The organism is Nonomuraea purpurea (assembly GCF_042650645.1).
Classification (GTDB): Bacteria; Actinomycetota; Actinomycetes; order Streptosporangiales; family Streptosporangiaceae; genus Nonomuraea; species Nonomuraea purpurea.
Window position 1 is genome coordinate 141,683 of sequence record NZ_JBHSBI010000018.1, and the last position, 22,875, is coordinate 164,557.

Annotated in this window: 21 protein-coding genes; 9 read left to right on the forward strand and 12 right to left on the reverse strand. The window is 70.2% G+C overall.

The genetic code is table 11. From position 1 onward, the window contains the following. The first annotated feature begins 4 nt into the window (after nt 1-4). Both ACFOY2_RS32190 and ACFOY2_RS32195 read left to right on the forward strand, forming a co-directional pair. A complete protein-coding gene (locus ACFOY2_RS32190) occupies nt 5-766 on the forward strand; it encodes an SDR family NAD(P)-dependent oxidoreductase (protein WP_379531856.1) in 762 nt (253 codons plus the stop codon). A gap of 272 nt (nt 767-1,038) precedes the next feature. After that, on the forward strand, nt 1,039-2,556 hold the full coding sequence (locus ACFOY2_RS32195; RefSeq protein ID WP_379531857.1) for an AAA family ATPase: 1,518 nt from the start codon (nt 1,039-1,041) through the stop codon (nt 2,554-2,556). A 166-nt stretch (nt 2,557-2,722) separates the two neighbouring features. Here ACFOY2_RS32195 and ACFOY2_RS32200 read toward each other — a convergent pair whose 3' ends face one another. After that, nucleotides 2,723-3,178, reverse strand: coding sequence for an ATP-binding protein (locus ACFOY2_RS32200; protein ID WP_379531858.1), 456 nt, complete (start codon nt 3,176-3,178; stop codon nt 2,723-2,725). A 179-nt stretch (nt 3,179-3,357) separates the two neighbouring features. Here ACFOY2_RS32200 and ACFOY2_RS32205 point away from each other — a divergent pair, with 179 nt between their 5' ends. After that, on the forward strand, nt 3,358-4,161 hold the full coding sequence (locus ACFOY2_RS32205) for a helix-turn-helix domain-containing protein (protein WP_379531859.1): 804 nt from the start codon (nt 3,358-3,360) through the stop codon (nt 4,159-4,161). Beyond that, nucleotides 4,145-4,369, forward strand: a complete 225-nt coding sequence (locus tag ACFOY2_RS32210; RefSeq protein WP_379531860.1) for a DUF397 domain-containing protein — start codon at nt 4,145-4,147, stop codon at nt 4,367-4,369. Before ACFOY2_RS32205 ends, ACFOY2_RS32210 begins: the two co-directional genes overlap by 17 nt. Nucleotides 4,370-4,406: 37 nt before the next feature. On the opposite strand, the gene ACFOY2_RS32215 is transcribed toward ACFOY2_RS32210, so the two are convergent. After that, the gene (locus ACFOY2_RS32215; protein ID WP_379531861.1) at nt 4,407-5,915 is read right to left on the reverse strand and encodes an MFS transporter; all 1,509 of its coding nucleotides are present in this window, start codon (nt 5,913-5,915) and stop codon (nt 4,407-4,409) included. A gap of 63 nt (nt 5,916-5,978) precedes the next feature. Between ACFOY2_RS32215 and ACFOY2_RS32220 the strand changes: the two genes are divergently transcribed. Continuing rightward, complete coding sequence (locus tag ACFOY2_RS32220; protein WP_379531862.1) at nt 5,979-9,239, forward strand: BTAD domain-containing putative transcriptional regulator; 3,261 nt, start codon at nt 5,979-5,981, stop codon at nt 9,237-9,239. 61 nt (nt 9,240-9,300) lie between these two features. On the opposite strand, the gene ACFOY2_RS32225 is transcribed toward ACFOY2_RS32220, so the two are convergent. Beyond that, complete coding sequence (locus ACFOY2_RS32225) at nt 9,301-10,821, reverse strand: golvesin C-terminal-like domain-containing protein (protein ID WP_379531863.1); 1,521 nt, start codon at nt 10,819-10,821, stop codon at nt 9,301-9,303. Between the two features lie 178 nt (nt 10,822-10,999). Here ACFOY2_RS32225 and ACFOY2_RS32230 point away from each other — a divergent pair, with 178 nt between their 5' ends. Further along, on the forward strand, nt 11,000-12,964 hold the full coding sequence (locus tag ACFOY2_RS32230) for a family 10 glycosylhydrolase (protein ID WP_379531864.1): 1,965 nt from the start codon (nt 11,000-11,002) through the stop codon (nt 12,962-12,964). A 186-nt stretch (nt 12,965-13,150) separates the two neighbouring features. Continuing rightward, nucleotides 13,151-14,227, forward strand: coding sequence for a sensor histidine kinase (locus ACFOY2_RS32235; protein WP_379531865.1), 1,077 nt, complete (start codon nt 13,151-13,153; stop codon nt 14,225-14,227). A 1-nt stretch (nt 14,228) separates the two neighbouring features. Here the strand turns inward: ACFOY2_RS32235 and ACFOY2_RS32240 are convergent, their stop codons facing one another. Beyond that, nucleotides 14,229-14,357, reverse strand: a complete 129-nt coding sequence (locus tag ACFOY2_RS32240; RefSeq protein ID WP_379531866.1) for a hypothetical protein — start codon at nt 14,355-14,357, stop codon at nt 14,229-14,231. 63 nt (nt 14,358-14,420) lie between these two features. Between ACFOY2_RS32240 and ACFOY2_RS32245 the strand changes: the two genes are divergently transcribed. Then, nucleotides 14,421-14,735 carry a hypothetical protein gene (locus ACFOY2_RS32245; RefSeq protein WP_379531867.1) on the forward strand — a complete coding sequence of 105 codons (315 nt, stop codon included), beginning with the start codon at nt 14,421-14,423 and terminating at the stop codon, nt 14,733-14,735. Between the two features lie 27 nt (nt 14,736-14,762). Here the strand turns inward: ACFOY2_RS32245 and ACFOY2_RS32250 are convergent, their stop codons facing one another. From ACFOY2_RS32250 to ACFOY2_RS32285, 8 genes are read right to left on the reverse strand one after another with little or no spacing between them, the layout of a single operon-like run. Then, complete coding sequence (locus ACFOY2_RS32250) at nt 14,763-15,182, reverse strand: hypothetical protein (RefSeq protein WP_379531868.1); 420 nt, start codon at nt 15,180-15,182, stop codon at nt 14,763-14,765. Between the two features lie 31 nt (nt 15,183-15,213). Next, nucleotides 15,214-16,392 (reverse strand): ABC transporter permease, encoded by a 1,179-nt coding sequence (locus ACFOY2_RS32255; RefSeq protein WP_379531869.1) that lies wholly within the window; start codon nt 16,390-16,392, stop codon nt 15,214-15,216. Beyond that, the gene (locus ACFOY2_RS32260; RefSeq protein ID WP_379531870.1) at nt 16,392-17,066 is read right to left on the reverse strand and encodes an ABC transporter ATP-binding protein; all 675 of its coding nucleotides are present in this window, start codon (nt 17,064-17,066) and stop codon (nt 16,392-16,394) included. Before ACFOY2_RS32260 ends, ACFOY2_RS32255 begins: the two co-directional genes overlap by 1 nt. Beyond that, nucleotides 17,059-18,798, reverse strand: coding sequence for a peptidoglycan-binding protein (locus ACFOY2_RS32265; RefSeq protein ID WP_379531871.1), 1,740 nt, complete (start codon nt 18,796-18,798; stop codon nt 17,059-17,061). The genes ACFOY2_RS32260 and ACFOY2_RS32265 overlap by 8 nt, the downstream gene beginning before the upstream one ends. A gap of 7 nt (nt 18,799-18,805) precedes the next feature. After that, a complete protein-coding gene (locus ACFOY2_RS32270) occupies nt 18,806-19,705 on the reverse strand; it encodes a hypothetical protein (RefSeq protein WP_379531872.1) in 900 nt (299 codons plus the stop codon). A 51-nt stretch (nt 19,706-19,756) separates the two neighbouring features. Further along, nucleotides 19,757-20,650, reverse strand: coding sequence for a hypothetical protein (locus ACFOY2_RS32275; RefSeq protein ID WP_379531873.1), 894 nt, complete (start codon nt 20,648-20,650; stop codon nt 19,757-19,759). A 34-nt stretch (nt 20,651-20,684) separates the two neighbouring features. After that, a complete protein-coding gene (locus ACFOY2_RS32280; RefSeq protein ID WP_379531874.1) occupies nt 20,685-21,644 on the reverse strand; it encodes a hypothetical protein in 960 nt (319 codons plus the stop codon). Continuing rightward, on the reverse strand, nt 21,641-21,964 hold the full coding sequence (locus ACFOY2_RS32285) for a PadR family transcriptional regulator (RefSeq protein WP_379531875.1): 324 nt from the start codon (nt 21,962-21,964) through the stop codon (nt 21,641-21,643). Before ACFOY2_RS32285 ends, ACFOY2_RS32280 begins: the two co-directional genes overlap by 4 nt. 112 nt (nt 21,965-22,076) lie before the next feature. On the opposite strand from ACFOY2_RS32285, the gene ACFOY2_RS32290 reads away from it, so the two are divergent. Beyond that, a complete protein-coding gene (locus tag ACFOY2_RS32290) occupies nt 22,077-22,865 on the forward strand; it encodes an N-acetylmuramoyl-L-alanine amidase (protein WP_379531876.1) in 789 nt (262 codons plus the stop codon). Nucleotides 22,866-22,875: the final 10 nt, after the last annotated feature.

Genomic DNA, 22,875 nt, shown 5'->3' on the forward strand with positions numbered 1-22,875 from the left:
AATTATGACGGGTCGTTTTGCGGGAAAGGTCGCCCTCGTCACCGGCGCGACCGGGGTGCTGGGGCGGGCCGTGGCGCTCGCGTACGCCAAGGAGGGCGCGGCCGTGCTGGTGGCCGGACGTGACGCCGCCAAGCTCGCCGAGGTGGTCAAGTCGATCGAGGAGGAAGGCGGGCGGGCCGGCGCGTTCGCCGCCGACCTCACCGACTCCGCGCAGGTCGCCGCCATGGTCGAGGCCGCCGTCTCCCGGTACGGCGGGCTCCATGTCGCCTGCAACGCGGCCGGGATCTTCGGCACCATCGCGCCGCTGGCCGACTACGACGAGGACGTATGGGACGACGTGCTCGCCGTGAACCTCAAGGGCGTGTTCCTGTCGATGAAGCACGAGATCGCCCACATGCGGGCCCACGGGGGCGGTGTCATCGTCAACGTCTCCTCCAACCTGGGGGCGCACTGGCGGCTGGCCGGAGCGGGCGCGTACGCGGCCTCCAAAGCGGGTGTGAGCTTCCTGACCCGCAACGCCGCCCGCGACCACATCGCCGACAATGTGCGGATCAACTCCGTCAGCCCCGGCCCCATCGACTCGCCGATGTCGACGCGGCCCGGTGAGACGCGCGAGGACCGCGACACCCGAATGAAGGACGCGCTGCCGATCGGCCGGGTCGCCACACCCGAGGAGGTGGCCGCGGCGGTGCTGTGGTTGTCGTCACCGGAGTCGAGCTTCGTCGTCGGAACGGACCACGTGATCGACGGCGGCGCAACCGCCTGACCAGTTACCCCGGCGTCCCACCCAGCCGCATGCCCAAGGCCACCGACTGTAGGCGCGTCCGACGTGCGCAGCGACCGGTCAGAACGGCGTGGCGGCAAGGCCAGTTCGGCGGCCAGTTCTGGGCAGGACCAGCGCGCCAGCGGCACTCCGGTCTCGGCGGCAGGCGGCAGGCCAGCGCCTCTCGATGCAGCATGGCACTGTCGGCGGGTTTAAGAGTAAACTCAGCCCGTACCGTTCTTGTATAGGTGTACCTAAACAGAATCGGGGAAGCTGTGGCTGGACAGGTCGACAAGCCGGGGCGGCTGCTGGACCGCGATCACGAGTGGGCCCTCCTGAACGATTTTCTCGCCGATCCCGCCACCGAGCTGCGGCTGGCCATTGTCTCGGGGCGCCGGAGAAACGGGAAGTCGTTCCTGCTGGAGCCACTCACCGAAGCAGTGGGCGGGCTGTACCTGACCGCTGTACAGGAGGAAGGCCGGGTGCCCGCACTGCACCGGTTCACCGAGACGATCGCCGCACACGCGGGTGTGCGCCCCGGGGCGATGCGGCTGGACGACTGGCGGGATGCGCTCAGCGCCGCGCTGGAGGTGGTGAACCGGGCCTCCGGGGCGCCACTGATCGTCATCGACGAGTTGCCGTACCTGCTGCAGCACTCCCCGGAGATTCCCGGGTTTCTGCAACTGCTGTACGACCAGTCGCAGTCTGGCAAGGCGCCCGGCGGCCGAATCGTGCTGTGCGGCTCGGCGATGAGCGTGATGTCCGAATTGCTGTCCGGGACCAAGCCGCTACGCGGCCGAGCCGTTCTGGACTTGCGCCTGCCTGCCTTCGACTACCGCACCGCCCGCACCCACTGGGGAATCGCAGACCCGGCAGTAGCACTGCAGGTCGACTCCGTGCTGGGCGGCGCCCCCGGCTATCGGCCGCTGGCCGCGGGGCGGGCCCCGCAGAGTGAGGCCGAGTTCGCACCCTGGGTGGAACGCACCCTGCTGGACCCGGGACGGGCCCTCTACTCCCGGGTGGAGGCGGAATTCCTGCTGCGCGAGGACCCGCGGATCACCCACCGCACGCTGTACTACGACGTACTGTCCGCGGTCGCCCGGGGCGCCTCGACCCCGGCGAAGGTCGGCTCGATGCTGGAACGGTCCCGCTCCGCCATGGTTGCCCCGCTGGAGTTGCTCGAGTCCACCGGCTACGTGCGCAAGGAGCAGGACCTGCTCAAGGCGCGGCACCCTGCCATCACCGTGACGGACCCGGTGATCCGCTTCAACCAGCTGATCACACTGCCCATGGTGGACCTGGTGGAACGGCGGCGCGGTGCACAGGTGTGGCAGTCTTCCCGACCGACGTACCACTCGAAGATCCTTGGCCCGCATTTCGAGGAGACCGCGCGCGAATGGGTCCGCTCCTTCGCCATCGACGAGACGGGGCTGTCGCTCGGCGCGGTGGGTACGGCGGAGATCGCCGACCCGACCGCCCGGACCAAGCACGAGGTCGATCTGCTCGCCATGGCCCCTGGCGAGCGCCCTCAAAATCCCCGAGCCGCCATCGCTCTGATCGGTGAGGCCAAGGCCACCGTCCAGCCCCGAGGACTCAAGGACCTCGAGCGCCTCGAGCGTATCCGGACCCTGCTCGCCGACCAGGGGCACCGGCCCGATGACGCGACCCTCGCCCTGTTCTCTCTGCACGGTTTCCATCCCGATGTCATCGACGCCGCCGGACACCGCCGCGATGTCCTCCTGGTCGACGTCGCCGCGCTGTACGGTGACGGACCCATCCACGGCCTGACATGAGCCGGGGTCGCGTGACTCACGGGGGCGCCAGGGCCCGATCCTGGTGGCCGACCGGGGCGGGATCGACGCTGACCGGCACACGAAAGCGCGACTTCCTTACGGAACGCGATGTAGCCGCCCCCGGCGCCTTCCATGATCTGCCAACCCGGATACCTCCTGGTCACGGTCACAGCGAGCTCGTCCCCGGCGCGCCGTCGTGAGTGTGCGCGAGGTCGGCCCATACGACACGGTGACCGTTCGCGCCGACGGCTGTCCCGTACCGGATGCTCAGTGCCGCCACGATGCCGAGTCCACGGCCTGACTCCTCCTCGGATTCCACCTGGAGGGCGGCGAAACGAGGCTCTGTGTCGTGAGTGCCCGGGTCGGTCACTTCCAGGCGGATGAATTCGTCGCCGAAGCCCAGTCGTAGCGCGACCCAGTTGCGCTGCGGCCCTCCCGGCACGTGCTGGATGACGTTCGCCACCAGTTCGGCGACGATCTGGAGGGCGTCGGCCCGGACCACGGGATGGCTGTCCGCCAGCCACAGCCCGGTCGCCTGCCGCGCCTGCCACGACGTTTTGTCGTTCCGGCGCAGGGTCGTATCCCGCCATAGAGCGACCTCTGGTGTGGTTGCCGCACGCATAGAATCACCGACTTTGGTGTGTTGTGCCGTCATTTGATCCAGACAAGAGGCGTAACTCAGCGTCCGGAGGCACTTACCAGAGTGGCGCTTCCTCGCTATTTTGTAATCGTCATGTCACCGTCTGTATCCAGACGGATGTGGCGGTGCTGTCGGAGTGCTTCGGAAGGGCGTGGATATCCATGACCGATGACACGCGGACATACGGCGAAGTGTTGAAGAAGGCCCGCAACGCGACGGGCCTGTCGCAAACGGCGCTCGGGGAGCTGCTTTCATGCAGTGAGAGCCTGGTCGGGCTGATTGAGCGCGGAAAGCGCAGACCGACCAAGAAGTTCACGCTCATGGCCGAAGCAGTCTTGGGCCTTTACGGGGATCTCCTCGAACTGCTGCCCAATACAACGGTCATGTCGGTGCCGAAGTGGTTCAGCGAGTGGCCGAAAGCGGAAGAAAGGGCGCACACCATCCGGACCTGGCAACCACTCGTGGTCCCGGGACTCCTCCAGACGGTTCGCTATGCGCGGGCCCTCCTCTCTGTCGCACCCTGGGCCACCGAGCGGTGGGTCGAAGATGCCGTCGAGACGCGTCGTCGGCGGCAGGAGATATTCGAGCGTGAGGATCCGCCCCTGTACTGGGCGCTGTTCGACGAATGCGTCCTCCTCCGGCCGGTTGGCGGGGAGGACGTCATGTGCGAGCAGCTTGAGCATCTGCTGCGGATGGTCGAGCGGCCCAACATCTCGTTCCAGATCGTGCCGCTGGAGGTGGGTGCCACAGCAGGTGTGCTCGGAGGCTTCTCCATCGCTCAGGGCGACGGTATGCCGGACCATGTCAGTGTCGATTCCGCTGCGCATGGTTCCATATCCGCTCGCGAGGACACGGTACGACGCGCTAACGTCATATATGACGCAATTCACAAATGGGCACATCCCACACATGTAAGCCAGCGTCTAGTACGTGAGGTGGCGGCACGGTATGAAGATCGGCGATGAGTTGCGAGCTGAACTAGAGACGGCACAGTGGACGAAGTCGACGCTCTCCGGCCCGGACGGAGGGGACTGCCTCTACGCGGCCAAGTTGAGCGGTGACAGATACGCGGTTCGAGACTCCGAGCAGCCCGACGTCCCGCCGATCATCCTGCGAGGCGGCGTCTTCCGTGCCTTCGTGGGCGGCGCGAAGCTCGGTGAATTCGACTTCTGAGCGTCGTCCACGAAGACATGGGGGAGGGGCGGGATCTTTACTGCCTGGTCAGGTGCCGCAACGCGGTGAAGGCCAGTGCTGCCAGCGCCAGCGCGATACCCGCCCCGACCGCCCCCGCCACGCTGAACCCGGTCATGAACGCCTGCCTGGCCGCCTCCAGCAACTCCGCGCCCGCCTGCCCCGGCAGCGTTTGCGCGGCGGCCGCGGCGGCGGGCAGGGATTCGGTGGCCGCGGCGGCGGCCGGGCCGGGTGTTGCCTCGGGAACGGTGGCGAACGCCTGGTAGATGGCCGTACCGAGGCTGCCGAACAGCGCGATGCCCAGCGCGTTGCCCAACTCGCCGCTGGTCTCCGTCATGGCGGAGGCGGACCCCGCCCGCTCGGGCGGCGCCAGTCCGATGACCAGGTCGGTGCCGAGCACCATCATCGGCGCCAGGCCGAGGAAGCCCATCCCGAGCCCCACGACCGCGACCATCGGCGTCCCGTCGGCCGCCATCAGCGACACGTAGCCCGCCGCCGCCAGCACCAGCCCGGCGCCGATCAGGTGGCCGGGCGGCATCCAGCGGGCCAGCACGGGGGTGAGCAGGGTTCCGACGATCATCGCCAGCGTGGGCGGCAGCAGCCAGAGCCCGCTCGTCAGGGGGGACAGCCCGCTGACGAGCTGCAGGTACTGGGCGGCCATCATCAGCATGCCGCCCGACGTGGTGACCGCCAGCATCATGATCATCAGCGCCGCCGTGAATCCGCGCTCCCGGAACAGGCGCAGGTCCACCAGGGGCACCGCGAGCGTGCGCTGGCGCCGGACGAACCAGACCCCGATCGCGGCCCCCACGGCCATCACGAGCAGGGGCGGCACCGACAGGCCGTTCTTGGCCAGCTCCTTGACCCCGTAGACCACGGGAAGCACCGTGGCCAGTGACAGCGCAACGCTCACCAGGTCGACCCGGCCGGGCCGAGGGTCCTTGGACTCGGGCAGCAGCACGGGAGCCACCACCAGCAGCACCACCATCACCGGCACCCCGATCAGGAACGCCGAACCCCACCAGAACCGCTCCAGCAGCACCCCGCCGACCAGCGGCCCGATGGCGGTGCCGCCCGTGAACGCCGTCATCCACACGCTTATCGCGACAGCTCGCTGACGCGGATCCTTGAACATGGTGCCCAGCAGCGCCAGCGTGGACGGCATCAGCGTGGCCCCCGCGACGCCGAGCAGCGCCCTGGTGACGATCAACATGGCGGGGCTGGTGGAGTAGGCCGCCAGCACCGAGGCCAGGCCGAACGCGGCCGCCCCGATCATCAGCAACCTGCGGCGGCCGATCCGGTCGCCGATCGAGCCCATGGTGACCAGGAAGCCGGCGATCATGAAGCCGTACACGTCCATGATCCACAGAAGCTGGGTGCCGCTCGGCGCCAGCTCCGCCGCCAGGTGCGGGACCGCCAGGTGCAAAACGCTGATATCGAGGGCGAGCAGAACGGTGGGCAGCGCGAGGACGGCCAGCCCGGCCCATTCCCGCATGCCCGCTCGCGCGGTGTTCTCCACAGTCGTCATAGGGCGATCTTGCGGGGGCGGGCTTTCGGTTCACGGTCGGTCGGCTGTCGGTAACGTGGCGGCATGCGTTTCGGGGTGCTCGGCCCGCTACGGGTGTGGACCGAGGAGGGAGAGCCGGTTCCGATCGGCGAGGCCAAGGTCCGCACCCTGCTCGCCGACCTGCTCGCGCACCCCGGCACCCCCGTGCCCGTCCATCGGCTGGTGGACGCGCTGTGGGGCGCGGAACTGCCCGCCAACCCCGCCTCCGCGCTCCAGACGAAGGTGTCGCGGCTGCGCGGGGCGCTGGGCTCGGCGGAACTGGTCGTCCGGCGCTCGTCCGGCTACCTGCTGCGGGTCGAGACCGAGGCGGTGGACGCCGGCCGGTTCGCCGCGATGGCGGCCCGCGCCAGGCAGAACCCCGATCCCCGGGGACGCGCGGCGCTGCTCGGCGAGGCGCTCGCGCTCTGGCGCGGGGCGGCATTCGAGGAGTTCGCCGAAGAGCCGTTCGCGCTTGCGGCGGCGTCCAGACTGGAAGAGGAACGGCTGCTGGCGCTGGAGGAACACGCGCTGGCCAGGATCGAACTCGGCGAACACGGACCCCTGGCCGTGGAACTGGCCGAACTCGTCGAACGCCACCCGCTACGCGAACGCCTGCGCGCCGTCCACCTGCGCGCCCTCTACCGGGCCGGACGCCAGGGCGAGGCCCTGGCGAGCTACCAGGACCTGCGGGAACGGCTGGCACGGGACCTCGGGGCCGACCCCGGCCCCGAACTGATGGCCCTCCACCAGGCCATCCTCCGCCAAAACCCCAACCTCACCGCCGCCACTTCCGCCGCCACTGCTGCTGTCGACGTGCCGCTGCGGGCCGCGCTGCCTGCTCAGGTGACGCCGCTCGTGGGGCGGGAGGCGGAGCTGGCTGCGGCCCGGTCGTCGCTGGCCGCTCACCGGCTGGTCACGTTTACCGGGCCGGGAGGGGTGGGCAAGACCCGGCTCGCCATCGAGACCGCGACCCTGCTCTCCGACGACTTCGCCGACGGGGTGTGGCTGGTGGAGTTGGGGACGCTCGATCGGGGCAGCTCGGGACCGGCGGTGGCCGAGCACGTCATGACGGTTCTCGGCATCCGCGACGCCGTTCAGGGTCGGGCGCGGGCGCTTGACCAGGGTGAGCGGCTTGCCGCCGCGTTGGCTCCCAGGCGGATGCTGCTGGTGCTCGACAACTGCGAGCACCTGGTGGCGGACGTGGCCGAGCTGGTGGCGCGGCTGCTGCGGTCGGCTCCCGAGCTGCGCCTGCTGACCACCAGCCGGGAACGACTGGGCCTGCCCGGCGAGGTCCTCCTCCCCGTCGAGCCCCTCCCCGTGCCGTCCTCCCTGCCCCCGCACCCCAATGCCCCGCTGCCCGCCACGGCCTCGACACTCGCGTCCGAACTGCCGGACGGGGCATCGCAGGCGGGTGGCGGGGTTCTGGAGGCGGGGGCGGTGCGGTTGTTCTTGGCGCGGGTGGCGGATGCGGTGCCCGGGTTCGTGGCCGGTCCGGTGGAGTTGCCCGCCGTTGTGGAGATCTGCCGCAGGCTGGACGGGTTGCCGCTGGCGTTGGAGCTGGCCGCTACCCGGGTGCGTGCGCTGGGTGTGCGGGAGCTGGCGGCCCGGCTGGACGACCGGTTCCGGCTGCTGGGAGCCGGGCAGCGTGGAGTGCCCGCCCGGCAGCGCACGCTCAAGGCGGTGATCGACTGGAGCTGGGAGTTGCTGGACGAACCAGGACGTACGGTCCTGCGCCGCCTGTCCGTCCACGCCGGCGGCTGCACCCTGGAGGCGGCCGAGCAGGTGTGCGGCGGTGACGGGATCGACGTGCTCGACGCCCTCGGCCGCCTGGTCGACCAGTCGCTGGCCGTGGTCACCGAGGGGCCTCGCTACCGGTTGCTGGAGTCCGTCGCGGAATACAGCGCCGAGCGGCTGCGGGAGGCCGGGGAGACGGACCTCGTACGGACTCGTCACGCCCGTTACTACACCCGCCTGGTGGAGCAGGCGCGGCTACGCGGCCACGACCAGCGCCACTGGCTGGACCGCCTGGACGCCGAGGCCGCGAACCTGCGCCGCGCCCTCGACCACGCCTCCGGCCACCGCGCCCTCACCCTTGTTACGGCGCTGACCTGGTACTGGGTCCTGCGCGGCCGACTCGACGAGGCCAGACGCGCCCTGGCCCGAGCCCGGGAGACCGCGGCGGGTGGTGAAGCGGGTGTGCCGGTCGGGCTGGTGGCGGAGGCGGGGATGTTGCAGACCGGGGTGGAGTTGCTTCAGGGCATGGGGCACGATTCCGTCGCGAGGGTGCGGGCGGCCGTCGACGCCTATCCCGCCACCACGAACCCCCAGGTGATGGCGCGGGCCCGCTGGTTCCTCGGCTTCGCGATGTACGGCGTGGCCGAGTTGGAGGCGAGCGAGGTCCTCTTGGAGCACGCCCTGGCCGGATCCGAGGCGGAGGATGATCGCTGGGGACGGGCGGCGGCGCTGTTCGCGCTGGCCAACACCGCGCTCGGCCACGGCGACCTCCGGCTGGCGGCCGAGCGGGCCGAGCGGAGCGCGGCGATCTTCCGTGAGCTGGGCGACCGCTGGGGCGAATCGGAGACGATCTTCGCGCTGGCTGCCCTCGCCGAGATCCGCGGCGACTACGAGGAGGCCGCCAGGCTGCTGAGCGGCGGTCTGCGCATGGCCGAGGAGTTGTGTCTGTGGCAGGCGGTCGTGGATCGTACGGTGGCCCTGGGCAGGCTCGCCCTGCTGCGGGGCGACTTCGAGGGCGGGCGGGCCCTGCACGAGCGGGCCGCGCGGGTCGCCGCCGAGCAGGCGTTCCTGCCGGGTCAGTGGTTCGCGATGATCGGGCTCGGCCTCGGCGCCCGCAGGCAGGGCCGCCTCGACGAGGCCGAACGGCACCTGCGTGAGGTGCTCGACCGGTTCAGGGAATGGGGCAACTGCGGGGCGGTCGCGCTGGTGCTGGGCGAGCTCGGGTTCGTGGCCGAGTTGCGGGGTGACGCCGCCTTGGCCGGGAAGCTCCATTTGGAGGGGTTTTCGGCGGCGCACACGTTCGGCGATCCCCGTGCGTACGCGTTCGCGCTGGAGGGGCTGGCCGGGGCGCGCGCCTTGGAGGGCGATGGGACGGGGGCGGCCCTGCTGCTCGGCGCGGCCGACGCCGCCCGTCGCACGGTCGGGGCCCCGCTGCCGGCGGGCGAGCGCGGGGATGTCGATCGCATCGAGGGTGCGGCGCTGCGTGGGCTGGGGGAGGCGGAATTCGCGGCGGCATTCCGGCGTGGTGCCCGGTTGACGGCAGAGGAGGTCGTACGGCGGGTGTCGGGTTGAGGGCCGAGGAGGGCGTACGGCCCGCCCCCGCCGGAGCGGGAGCGGGCTGTACAGGGGTTGCTCAGACTCGGCTGATGCGCACGGCGTCGGCGATGACGAGGCCCGTGCCGGACGTCCACCGGCTCACACCGACCACGTTGTACGTGCCGGCGTTGAGCGAGAACGTGCCGATGCTCTTCCACACTCCGCCGCCGGAGCGTTGGTCGACGTAGACGGTCTGGTTGCCGCCCGAGGTCGCCACGATGTACGGAGCCGAGCTGTTGTATCCGGGATCGTCCGGATACCAGACCTCGACCCGGTACGTCCCCGCGCTCGGGATCGCGGCCGAGTACCACGCCGGGTCGCTGGATGCGACCGGGTCGGCGAAGCGGTAGTCGGCCCCGTAGCGCTGGGTGGAGTAGGTGGAGGTGCCCCAGTTGGCGCTGGCGCTGAACTGGCCGGACGTGGTGTTGTCGACGGTCGTCGTCCACGACGGGGGGGTGGTGCCACCGGTCACGTAGTTCATGTACGTGGTCCAGTTCCAGTTCGACCCCGGGTCGGTGTGGGTCGCGCCGGGAACCTCGTTGTGCCCGACGATGCCGGTCCGGTTCTTGGGGATGCCGTACTTGTCGGCCAGGGCGCGGGTCAGTGCCGCCGATGACCGGTACATGGCGTCGGTGAACCAGGAGGCGTCGTTGACGAAGCCCTCGTGCTCGATCCCGATGGACCGGTTGTTGAAGGAGGAGTTCCCCGCGTGCCAGGCGACGTCCTTGTCGCGCACCATCTGGGTGATGGCGCCGTTGGAGGACTTGACCACGTAGTGGGCCGAGACCTGCGCGGCGGGGTTCTGGAACCAGGAGATGGTGCCCGCGTACGAGCCCTGGGTCACGTGGATGACGATGCGGTCGATGTTGTAGCTGGTCTCACGGTTGGAGACCCGGTAGTTGCTGGAGCTGGCGGCGACCCAGGCGGCCGGCGGGTAGTCGGGGCTGGCGGCCTCGACGGCGCGCTCGTTCAGGTCGCGGACCTTGGCGTATGAGCCGCGGTCGGCGGTGACCTCCTGTGGCTTGACCTGCACGCCGCGGGTGTCGAGGCCGAGGCCGAGCTGCTCGTACACCGCGTCGGCGTACAGGCGGGCGGTCTCGGGCGAGGCGGCGGCGGAGTACTTGGCCACGGCCTGGTACCAGCGTCCCGTGTCGTCCCTGGCGGCCTCGTCGAGGCCCAGGGCGTCGGCGTGGGAGCGCAGTACGGCGGCGCCGCCGAGGATGTTGGCGTCGTCGTCCTTGCGGAGCTTGTCGACCGGGAGCTTGGTGAGCTCGGCGGCCTTCTCCAGCGAGTGGTTGGTGGGGTTGCTGACCAGGTGCATCACGCCGTAGCCGTTGCTGGCGCTGGGCTCGCCGCTGTGGCCGTCGAGGTGGGTCTCGGAGTAGGCGAGCGCGACCAGCAGGTCACGGGGTACGTCCTGCTCTGCCGCGGCCTTGTCGAAGGCGGTGGCGAGGGGCGCGTCCTTGACCTCTGCCGTGGCCGGTTGGCCTGCGGCGATGAGGAGGGCGGCGAGGACAGGGGTGGCGAGGGCTACTAATCGCGTGCGGGCGAGAGTCATCAGGGGTGCTCCTCGTTCACAAGGGGACAGGGTGCACCGTACTGAAAGCCCTGACATATGTCGATAATTGACATTACTCCCGAGTTGAAGGAAACTTTTCGCCCTCGCTGACCGGGTGCAAAGATTGGGCCCCTGAAAAGCATTGCGCTTTTTTCGCCGTTCGCTGAAGATTTCCTTCGTGACCGCGCTCCTGCGTACTGCCCTGGCCGTGCTCACCGCCGCACTCGTCGGCATCGTGGCCCCGGCACCCGCCTCAGCCGCCGAAACCGCCTCACTCGCCTGCACGACCAACCCCGCCACCCCCAAGCGCCAGCTCAGGGCCATGTGGATCTCCTCAGTGGCCAACATCGACTGGCCGAGCCGCACGGGGCTGAGCGTCTCGGCGCAGCAGGCCGAGTTCCGCGCGTGGCTGGACCTGGCCGTGGCCAAGCGCATGAACGCCGTGATCGTGCAGGTCAGGCCGACAGCCGACGCGTTCTGGCCCTCGCCGTACGAGCCGTGGTCACAGTGGCTGACCGGCACCCAGGGCGGCAACCCCGGGTACGACCCGCTGGCGTTCATGGTCAGCGAGGCCCACGCCCGCAACCTGGAGTTCCACGCCTGGTTCAACCCGTACCGGATCGCCAACCACGACGACCCGTCCAAGCTGGTCTCCACGCATCCCGCGCGCAAGAACCCCGACTGGCGCTTCGCCTACGGCGGCAAGCTCTACTACAACCCGGGCATCCCCGAGGTCCGCGCCTTCATCGAGGACGCGATCATGGACGCCGTCTCCCGCTACGACGTGGACGGCGTGCACCTCGACGACTACTTCTACCCCTATCCGGTCAGCGGCCAGTCCATCCCCGACTCGGCCGCCTACGCCAAGTACGGGGGCTCGTTCGGCAACGTCGCCGACTGGCGGCGCGAGAACGTCAACCTGCTCGTCCGCGAGCTGGACCAGCGCATCCACGCGGCCAAGCCGCACGTGTCGTTCGGCATCAGCCCGTTCGGCATCTGGCGCAACTCCGGCACCGACCCGCTCGGCTCGCGCACCTCGGGGCTGCAGTCGTACGACGCGATCTACGCCGACAGCCGCAAGTGGGTGAAACAGGGCTGGGTCGACTACCTGGCGCCGCAGATCTACTGGCACATCGGGTTCTCCACCGCCGCCTACGAGGTGCTCACCGCCTGGTGGTCCGACGCGGTCAGCGGCACCGACGTACAACTCGTCGTCGGGCAGGCCGCCTACCGCGCCGGCGCCTCGGGGCAGGAGGCGGCCTGGCAGGACCCGGCCGAGCTCAGCGACCACCTGACCGACAACAGGAAACATCCCGAAGTCGTCGGGGACGTGTTCTTCAGCGCCAAGGACGTCAAAGCCGACCGGATCGGCGCCATGACCAGGCTCGTCAACACCCACTACACCAAGCCCGCGCTCCTGCCCGCCCGCGGCTCCGCGAGCGCGCCCGCCGCCCCCGCGATCACCTCGGCCACCAAGGGCGCGAACGGCGTGCAGCTCGCCTGGACGGGCTCGGCCACGTCGTACGCGGTCTACCGGGTGGACGGCACACCGCAGGCCGCCGACCCGTGCTTCTTCGCCGACGCCCGCAACCTGGTCAAGACGACCACGCAGAAGACGTTCACCGACACGACGGCCACCGGATCCGCCTACACCTACTACGTGAGCGCGCTCAACAGGACCCACCAGGAGAGCGCGCCGAGCGCGGGCAAGGCCGTCGGCTCGGGCGGCGGCGGGCCGTTCAGCGTCGTGGTCGACAACGCCGAAGCCGGCTTCACCGCCGGCTCGGCCTGGGGCACCTCCACCTACTCCACCCAGCTCCACGGCACCGACTACCGCTTCGCCGACCCGGTCGCCGCCAGCGACCCCGCCTGGTATCGGGCGGCCATCCCGAGCGCGGGCGACTACCGGGTCGAGGTCTGGTATCCGGCCAACGCCGGTTACAACAGCGCGACGCCGTACATCGTGGCGGCCTCGGGCGGCAACCAGACCGTCGCGGTCGACCAGCGGACCGGCGGCGGGCAGTGGCGGGTGCTGGGCACGTACACGCTGGCCGCCGGGACGTACAACGTGGTCGGCGTGAGCCGCTGGACCTCCGCGACCGGCTACGTCATCGCCGACGCCGTGCGCATCACAAAGATCTGAACCACCCCGGCGGCCCGCGTCGTCGGCATCGTGCGCATCACGAAGGTCTGAACCCCGGCGGCCTGCGCCATGCGCGTCACGAAGGTCTGAACCCGTCCGGCGTCGTCGGCGCCGGGCGGGTTTCGCGGTGCTGAACCCGGCCGGCGGAGGCTGGGCAGGCCGGTCGGGTGATCGTACGATGAGTGTGTGGACGGTGTCCGTCCGCGACCGGTTGACGCGGTTGCGGTCCTGGTCGCGGGAGGCTTGACGCTGGCGACCGGCTACTCTGGCCCGGTCCTGGTGATCCTGCTGGCGGCCGCGCTGCCGGTGCTCTGGATGCGCAGGGCACCGCTCGCCGTCGCCTGGATCAGCGCAGGCACGGCCATCCTGATGCTGGTGCTGTACGTGCTCGCCCCTACGGTGGTCCCGCTCCCGAGCGACGTGCTCGTCTGGCCGCCCACCTGCGCCTTCGCCGCCTACGGCGCGATGGCGTTCGCGGCCGAGCGCGGGGTGCTCCAATGGCTGCCGGTGATCGTCCTGGCCCTGGCCGCGCTGTTCCTCGCCGACTGGCTGCCGCTGGTTCTGCGCACCGAGACGGCCATCGCGTTCGCGGCCCTGTACGGCAGATACACGGCCGTCCGCGACCGCCTCCGGCGCGAGCTCGACGAACGGTCGGAGCGGGTCGAGCGCGAACGGCTGGCGGGCGAGATGCACGACGTGGTCACCCACCGGGTGAGCCGGATGGTGCTCCAGGCAGGGGTGCTGGCAGGGGCCGCGGGCGACGAACGCGCCAGGGCCGCGGCCGAGGAGTTACGCGCGACGGGATGCGAGGCGCTGGACGAACTGCGTCACATGGTGGCGCTGCTGCGACGCGGCACAGGGGAGGGGTTCGACCTGGGGCTGCCGCTGCCCGACCTGCGTCCGCTGATCACCGAGTCGGCCCGCGCGGGCGTTCCCGCCGAGCTGGTGGTGATCGGCACGCCTGTGCCGATGTCGGGGGTCGTCGGGCGGACCGCGTACCTGGTCGTCCAGGAGACCCTCACCAACGTGCGCAAGCACGCGCCGGGAGCCGACGTGCGGGTGCGGGTCCGCTACCTTCGCGGCGTCGTGCGGATCGGCATCCACAACAGCCCCGGCCTGCCGGACGCCTGGGTCGCCGCCACCGCCCCGGGCATGGGCCTGCTCGACCTGCGGCAGCGGGTGGAGGTCGCCGGCGGCACCCTGGAGACACGCGAGGACGACGACGGCGGTTTCCTCGTGGAGGCCACCCTGCCCACGTCGTGAGTCAGCGCCAGTCGTCGGGGACGCGCTGGAGGTCGGCGACCACCTCCATCTGGGCCGGCATCCGCTCACTCTCGCGTACGGGCCTGCCCGGTGCGGCGGTGCCCGGTCGCGCCGAAGCCGACCGGGGCACAGTCAGGCCAGTGAGCTGGGCGTCGGCCTCGACGGGGTCGTAGCCGGGCAGGGCGTCGGCAAGGTGCTGGCGCCCGCGCTGAGCAGCCGGGTCAACGCCCCGCTCCGCCAGATCGCGCAGAACCTGAACCGTCCGCTGCCGGTCGGCGCCGGCGGCGCGCGCGTGCCGTCGCAGCCCACCACCCCCGGCGGCCCCCTGACGATGTTCTTGGGCAGGAAGAGGGGCAACAACAACGAGGACGATGACTGGGGGCTCAACCAGAAGAACAGGAAAGAGCACACCTCGAGCGAGAGCAGCTCCACCAAGGACAAGCACGAGAACGCCGGTGCCCACGGTGGCCGGCGGAACATCCCGCCGAACCCCAACAAGAGGAACTGATGAGCACCCGGCAGCGGGGCCGATCGCTCAGTCGGGCGCCCAGTACTTCTCCATGATCTTCTCCAGGTGCCGCACCACCGGCTGCCAGCCGTCCGGCAGCGTGTAGCGGCTGGCCCGCCGCTGGTCGTAGGCGAGCGTGTACTTGATGAAGTCGGCCCCCTGCGGCCGAGGCTCCGACCCGCCGATCCGCAGTTTCTTCAGGTACGTCCTGAGCGTGCGGTTCTCCTTGGCCGTCAGGCACTTGTCCACGGCCGGCCCCGTACGCCGGCTGAGCCGGACGCAACCGTTGCCGTAGACGAGCACCCGGTCATTGAGCCCCGCGAACCCGCCCTCCTTGCGGAAGTCGACCAGGACCTTCCTGGACGCCGCGTCGGCCTGGGCCGGCGGCATGGACGCGGTCGTGGCCAGCAGCAGCGCCGGCAGGAGCACGATTCGCCAATTCCTCATACCTCTATGACGCAGCGGAGGCGGAAACGGCTCACCTGAGCGCGTCCACCGGTTCCATCCTGGCCGCCCGCAGCGCCGGGTAGAGCCCCGCCAGCAGCCCGACCACGGCCCCCGCGACGGGGGCCGCGATGGCCAGGCGCGCGTCCAGGAGCGGCGTCCACTGTTTGGCGGCCGAGACGGCGACGACCACGACCAAGCCCACGCTGGCGCCGATCACCCCGCCGGTCAGCCCGATCAGCGTCGACTCCAGCAGGAACTGGGCGGCGATGTGCCGCCTGGCCGCGCCGAGCGCGCGCCGCAGGCCGATCTCGGGCACGCGCTCCATCACGGTGACGAGCGTGACGTTCGCGATGCCGATGGCGCCGACGACGAGCGAGACCAGGCCGAGGATCAGGAAGAGCGCGTTGACGTCGTCCTGCGCCTGGTCCCGCGCCCTGGTGGGGCTGGGCGGGGAGACGACCTGCAGCATGTCGGCGTTGCCTGGGCTGAGCGCGGTCGGGGCCTGGCCGGCGATCAGCCCTGCGGCGCCCAGGGTGGTGTTGACCAGCACTCTGGTGACGTCGCGCAGCCCGAACTGGCTGCCCACGGTGGGCGGCACGAGCACGGCGGTGCTCAGGTTCCGCTCGCGGCGCAGGTCGCCGAGGATGCCGATGACCGTGTACGCGTGCTTGCCGATGAAGATCGCCGGCGCCCTGTCGAGCCGGGTGACGCCGAGCATCTTGGCCGCCTGGTCGCCGATCACCGCGACCCGGTCGCCCCGCTGGATGTGGCCGGTGTCGAAGAACCGGCCCTGGACGATGCGGCCGCGCGCCGCCTCGGGCAACCCCGGAGTCGTGGCCAGCACGGACAGGTTCTGCGTGGTGACCCGGGTGGGGTCGACGATGTCGTTGGAACGCACGGACAGGTTCGTGCTCTCCTTCGACTCGGCCACGGCGGCGGCCGACTCCACGCCGCGCAGCCGGGTCAGGCGGTCGACCGCGTCCCAGGTCACCAGCGGCTTGTTCGGCGACTCGGGCACCTCGACCGTGATGGCCGTGGCCACCAACTCGTCGAATCGGCCGACGATCTGGTTGCCCGCGGTCGCGGCCACGCCGAGTGTGACGACCAGGGTGGTGATGCCGAGCACGGTGCCGAGCGTGGTCAGGGCCGAGCGCACCGGCCTGGCGAGCATGCCGGCGACGGACTCGCCGATCAGGTCACGTATGTGCATCACAGCTCCGTCAGCGCGCCGTCGGTGATCCTGACCCGGCGTCCCGCCCGTGCGCTGACCTCCTGCTCGTGTGTGATCACGACGATCGTCAGCCCCTGTTCGCGCAGCTCGTCGAACAGGTCGAGGACCGCTTCGGTGTTGCGGCTGTCCAGGTTGCCCGTGGGCTCGTCGCACAGCAGCAGGGACGGCTCGCCCAGCAGCGCCCTGGCGATGGCCGCGCGCTGGCGTTCGCCGCCTGACAGCCGGTCGGGCGGGAACTCCGTCCGGTGTGCCAGGCCGACGCGTTCGAGCGCCGCCAGCGCCCGTTCGCGCCTGCCCTTGCGGCTCTGCCTGCCGTAGATCTCGGCGAGCATGACGTTCTCGACCACGCTGCGGTGGGAGAGCAGGTGGAAGGACTGGAAGACGAAGCCGATCCGGTCGCCGCGCAGCCTGGTCCTGGCCCCGTCACGCATCGTGGTCGTGTCGATGCCGTCCAGACGGTAGCCGCCGGAGGTGGGCCGGTCCAGCAGGCCCAGCACGTTGAGCAGGGTCGACTTGCCCGAGCCCGACGGCCCGATGATCGCCAGGTAGTCGCCCCGGCCCACGCGCAGGGAGACCGTGTCCAGCGCCCGCACCGGCGGCTGCGAGGGGAAGTCCCTGCAGATCCCGTCGAGCTCGATGACCGGCTCAGGCACCGCTGACCACCACCCGGTCGCCCTCCTTGAGCGCGCCGGTGACCTCGACGTTCCCGTCGGCGGTCAGGCCCGTGCGGACCTCGACCTCCTTGGTCTGGTCGGTGGCGTACTCGACCTGCACGCGCGGCCTGCCGTCCGCCGCGGTGATGACCGCGGCCACGGGCACGACCAGGACGGGATCCTTGGTCGCGCCGACCGTCACCCGCACCGTCACCGCGTTGCCCGCCAGGCCCTTGAGCCCCTTCATCGTGTCCGGCGTGAGCAGGACCGGCTGCGCCCCGTCCGCGGGCGGTTCCGAACCGGGCAGCCTGGCCGCCTCGCCGACCGCTGTGAGCCGCGCCGGGGACGACTTGCCCGAGTCGAGCTCGATGGTCGCCTCCATGCCCTTGCGCACCAGGTCGGCCTCGGCCGCCTCGACGGAGCCCGTCACCGCGAACGTGGAGCTCGTCACCGTGGCGACCTCGTCCTTGATCTGCTGGCCTGCCTTCGTCTCCGTCTTCTGCACCCGGGCCGGTAACTTCGGCAGGAACACCACCTCGCCGGGCGGGACGGACGCGCCGTACGTACGCGCGAACTCGGCCAGCATCGACCTGGCCGCCGCCACGTCCTTCTCGGCGTTGGACACCTTGAGCCTGGTGGGGGAGAGCTGCCTGGCCTGGCGTAGCGCCTGCTCGGCCGTGGCCAGCGCGTCCTGCGCGGTTCGTACGGCCTTGCGCAGCTCCTCCACCTTGGCGTCCTTGGACTCGCCCGCCTCCGCCAAGGCCCGGTCGCGGGCCTCGTACGCCTGCGTCAGGTCCGCCTCGGCGTTGGCCACCCGCATCTCCAGCAGCGAGGTGTCGGGCGCGGAGGGCGCGGGGGCGGGTGTCGGGGCGGGCGTGGCGGTGCTTGTCGGCGGGCTCGCCGGCGGGTTCCTGGCCGCCTGGAGCGCCTGCTGGGCCTCCAGCAGTTTCTCCTGCGCCGCGCGCACGGCCGCGTCGGCCGTCGCCAGCTTGCCCTCGTCCTCGGAGGTGAGCTCCCGCGACTGGGCGGACTGCAGCGCGCGCTTGGCCGTCTTCAGCTCCACCTTGGCGTTGTCGAGCTTGATCTTCAGGGGCCGCACGTCCCTGCCCTGGTCGAGGGCCTGCTTCTCGGTCGCGAGCGTCTCCTGCGCGGTCTGTACGGCCTTGCGCAACGTGTCGTGCGCCTGCTTGTCGGTCAGGGTCGGCTGCTGGGCCTCATAGCCCTTCTTGGCGTACATCCTGGTGACGGCGGCGATCGTGGCCCGGTCGAACACGCCCGACGTCGGGCCGCCGTACCCGAGCCTGCGCAGCGCCCGCTGCAACTGCTCGACGTCGTCGCCCTTGGTGCCGGGGGCGATCGTGCGGTGCATCGGCACGGACCCGCGCAGCGCGAACACCGGGCGGCCGTTCACCTCCATCAGCACCGCGCCCTCCTTGATCCGGCCCTTGCGCGGCGGCCGGGTGACACGCTGCAGTTCGGCGGCCCCGCCGACGGCGCCGGCGAGGCTGATGGGCAGCGGCGAGCCGTACTCCAGGGTGCCGCTGAGCACGACCGTGCTGGTGAGCTTGCGGCGTTCGACGGCGGCGGTGATGAGCGAGGCCTTCGGGGCCGCCCGGCGGGCCGCCTCGTCGGCGGGCGAACGCAGCCGGGTGCTCACCGCCCAGCCGGCGCCGGCGACGAGCACGACGCCGGCGATGACGCCGGTGAGGAGTTTGCGCGGTGACTTCTTCATCGGGGGGTCACATGCCGAACTGTTCGCTGATCTTCCGGGAGACCGCCGATGATTTCGGGAAGTAGGCGGGGTAGAAGTCCTTGCCGCAGTCGATGTCGTCGAGCGCGGCCTTGATCTCCTTGTCCAGGTACGGCCTGGCCTCCGCGGGGGTGAGCGTCGGTGTGTAGATCATCGGGGGCCCGTCCTCCTTGGCGGGCGGCGCGTCGGGCACGTTTCGCTGCTGCCGGCCGAGCTTGTCCTCCTGGACCAGGAACTCCGTCTGACCGCGGTTATCCATGGCGGACGGTACGGCCTTGCTGATCGCGTAGCCCTTGCCCTTCAGGCACGTGGCCATGGCGGTGGCCAGCTCCACAAGTTGCGGATCGCTGTCGACTTCGGCGGTGGAAGCCCGTTTCATGGCCCTGTACTGCTCGTTGTAGTAATCCTTCTGGGACTTCACCTTCAGCCCGAGCACCTGCTGGACCGCCGTGATCGTGCAGGCGTCCGTGGCCTTCCTGTACGCCTGCATCTGCGGCTTGGACAGATCAGACTGGATCTTCATGTTGGGATTGATCTCCGGATCGTCGGGCTTGATCGCCGGATTGCCCATTTCCTTGGGGTAGACATGCATGGCGAAGACCCCGAACCCATACTTTTCGCGATATTTCCGCATCGCTTGGTAATCGCCGGAGTCGCGTCTGCGCTCGTCGTCGGTGGCTTCCCTCTCGGGCGACACATAGGGGACGTACTTGAAGCCCTTCTGCTTCATGCAGTCCGCCTTGGCGGCTTCGAGCTGGTGCTTCTTGTCGGCGGCCCGGCTCTGCGCCGGCGCCGGTGCGGCGTTCTCGGTGGTGCCCCCGCAACCACTGAGGACGGCCACCCCGAGAAGGGAGAGCGCGGCAAGCGCCGGACGGGATGAGGGGATCATGGCGGGAGACAATACTCTGTTCAACGAAGCATGGTCAATCCGGCGCGGACGTCACATCGCGTAGCGCTCGTGGACCCGCTGCCTGATCGCCGTCTCCCTCGGCAGGTAGGCCAGGTAGAAGTCCTTGCCGCACTCGAGGTCGTCGACCGCTGACTTGGTCTCCTTGGCCAGGTGAGGCTTGGCCTGCGCGGGGGTGAGGTCCGCTCTGGCGTACTCCTTCTCGCCTCCGCCCGTCGGCTTGTCCGGCACGTCGCCGCGTTGTTCCCTGCCCAGTTTGTCCTCCAGGGCCATGAACTCTTCCCGGCCGCGGACCGACAGTGCGGTCGGCGCGGCGTTCGTGACCGTGTAGCCCTTGCTCTTCAGGCAGGTGGCCATGGCACCGCCGAGCTCGATGAGCTTGGGGTCGCTGTCGAGCTCGCTCTTGATCGTCTGCTTCGAGGCTGTGAACGTCTGGTTGTACCAGTCCATGACCGACTTGATCTCGATGCCGAGCACCTGCTTGCCCGCCGCGCTCATGCAGGAGTCCATGACTTTCAGGTAGGCCGTGTGCTGAGTGTCGGAGAGTTTTTCCCGGATCGCGAGGTTGGGGTTCGGTGAGCCTGCGGCGGCTTGAGCCTCGGGGCTTCCCGGTTCCTTGGGGTAGACGAACTGGGCGAAGATCTCGAATCCGTATTTTTTGCGATGTTTCAGCATCGCTTGGTAGTCGCCCGACTCGGCCTGTCGCTGTTCCTCGGTCAGTTGCCTGTCCGGCTTTACGTACGGGACGTACTTGAATCCCTTCTGCTTCATGCAGTCGGCCTTGGCGGCCTCGAACTGATGCTTCTTGTCCTTGGCCGCGGTCGGACTGCCGCTCGGCGAGGGTGTGGCGGCGTTCTCGGCGGCGCCCCCGCAGCCGCTCAGGACGACCAGCGCCAGCAGTGCGGTGGGCAGCGTCGTTCGGTTCATGGCGATTGACCATAGTCCGTTAAACGAAGTATGGTCAATCCAGACAGTGTCGCCGCTGGCGGAAGGGCGCGGCAGCCGCTCCCAGGGCCAGCAGCGCGAGCAGCGCCCAATAGGCCAGGTGCTGGTCGGTCAGGCTCTCGACGCGGCTGATCAGCCAGCCGGACGTCACCGCCAGATAGATGCCCGACGCCAACGCCCACCGATGGTCGCGGGCCAGAGCCGCGAACGCCACGGCCAGCCCGAACACCGCCATCTCGACGGCCATGCGGCTCAGGCTGAGCGGCAACTGCGAGTCGTCCGCCAGCCAGTGGGGCCCGGCCCACGCCGCGACCGGCACCGCCGCCCACCACCACCAGGACCTGGCCCGCCGCGGTGACGGCCGCGTGCTCAACGCGAGCAGGCCGGCCAGCGTGACCAGGTAACCGGAGGCCACCACGAGCGGGTCACTGAACTCGAACAGCGCCTGGTCGCTCAGCGCCGACGGGTAGACGGGCACCAGGGTGAGATCGAAGAGCAGCCGGCCGGACGCGATCGCGACCGCCTTGGCGCCGGTGAGGAGAGTGAGCGGGAGCGCCGCCCGTACCCGTCCGCGCTGGATGGCCAGCAGCGCCAGCGCCGATAACAGCGTCCAGAGCGGCAACGCGCCCGCGTACGGCAGCAGCGTGGCCAGGTTCGCCGCCGCGACGGCGGTGACGGCCAGGTGGAGGCCGTCCGCCCACGGATTGCCCCGCGCCTGATGGACGACGCGGCTGCGGACCCCGCCCAGGAGCAGGCCCCACGCCTCGCGCGGCACGGGAACCGTCCTGCCCGGGTCGGCCGACTCCAGCAGGACGTCGATCAGCTCGTCACCGTGCGCCGTGCGGTACGGCCTGGGATAGGCCAGCATCAGCCGCCGATAGCGCCGCTCCAGCACGGTCGCCGGCCCCGTGGGCGTCGGGGAAGGGGGCGCCGCTTTCGCGGCCCTCGTCGCACGGGCCCTCCCGACGGCCGTCATGTATTCGACGGCCGCAGGACGAGGGAGGCGGCCGCCTGCATCCGTCTGGCCTCGGCCTCCACGAGGGCCTGGCCTTCGTCGGTGATCCTGAAGTAGCGCCTGTTGCGGCCGTTGACCGTCTCCTCACGGTCCACGGCGATCACGCCGCGCTCGTTCAGCCGTTCCAGGATTCCGTAGAGGGTGCCGACGGAGGGCTGGACCCGCCCGCCCGACAACTCCTTGATCGACTTGCTGATCGCGTGACCGTGCAGCGGGCCCGCGCGTAGCGCGGTGAGCACGAAATACATCGGCTCGCTGACTTCTGAGGTTCCCCTGGGCATGCGCAGACATTATTCCGTTCAACGGAGCGTCCGCAACGCCCGACGCTGACCTGCGACACGAAATCGCAGGTCAGAGTGGTATTGGGGCCCCACGGCCGGTACGGTCGGGATCATGCGCGCTTACCCCATGGCACTCGTCGCGCTGGCCGCACTGTGCACCGCGTGCGGCGGTGGTGCCGTGCCTGCCGCGAAGGAGGCGGCGGTGCCCGCCGCCCCGGCGACCGCGCAGTCGCCCACGCCGCGCGCGTTGTCCGGCAAGACCGTCGTGATCGACCCGGGGCACAACGGCGGCAACGCCGCCCACCCCGCGGAGATCAACCGCAAGGTCGACATCATCACCGGGACCAAAGCCTGCAACACGACGGGCACGCAGACCGCCTCCGGCTACCCGGAGCACGCTTTCACCTGGGACGTCGCCGGCCGGCTCCGGCCCATTTTGCAGCGGATGGGTGCCAAGGTGGTGTTGACCAGGCCCGATGACAAGGGGGTCGGACCCTGCGTGACCGAGCGGGCCGCCATCGGCAACGAGGCCGGGGCCGACGCGGTTCTGTCCATCCACGGTGACGGCGCGCGGACGAGCGATCACGGGTTCCATGTGATCCTGCCGGGGCTGCTGCCCGGCCACAACGACGACGTCGTCCAGCCGTCCAGGCGGCTCGGGCTGGCGATCCGCGACGCGTACAGGAAGGGGACGGGCCTGCCTTACGCCAACTACGTCGGCGAGAAGGGGCTGCAGAGCCGCACCGACCTCGGCGGGCTGAACCTGTCGAAGCGGCCGGTGGTCATGATCGAGTGCGGCAACATGGCGAACGCCGGCGACGCCGCCAAGATGTCCGATCCCGCCTTCCGCCAGCGCATGGCGGTCGCGCTGGCCGCCGGGATCAGGAGGTATCTGGACTGACCGAACGGGA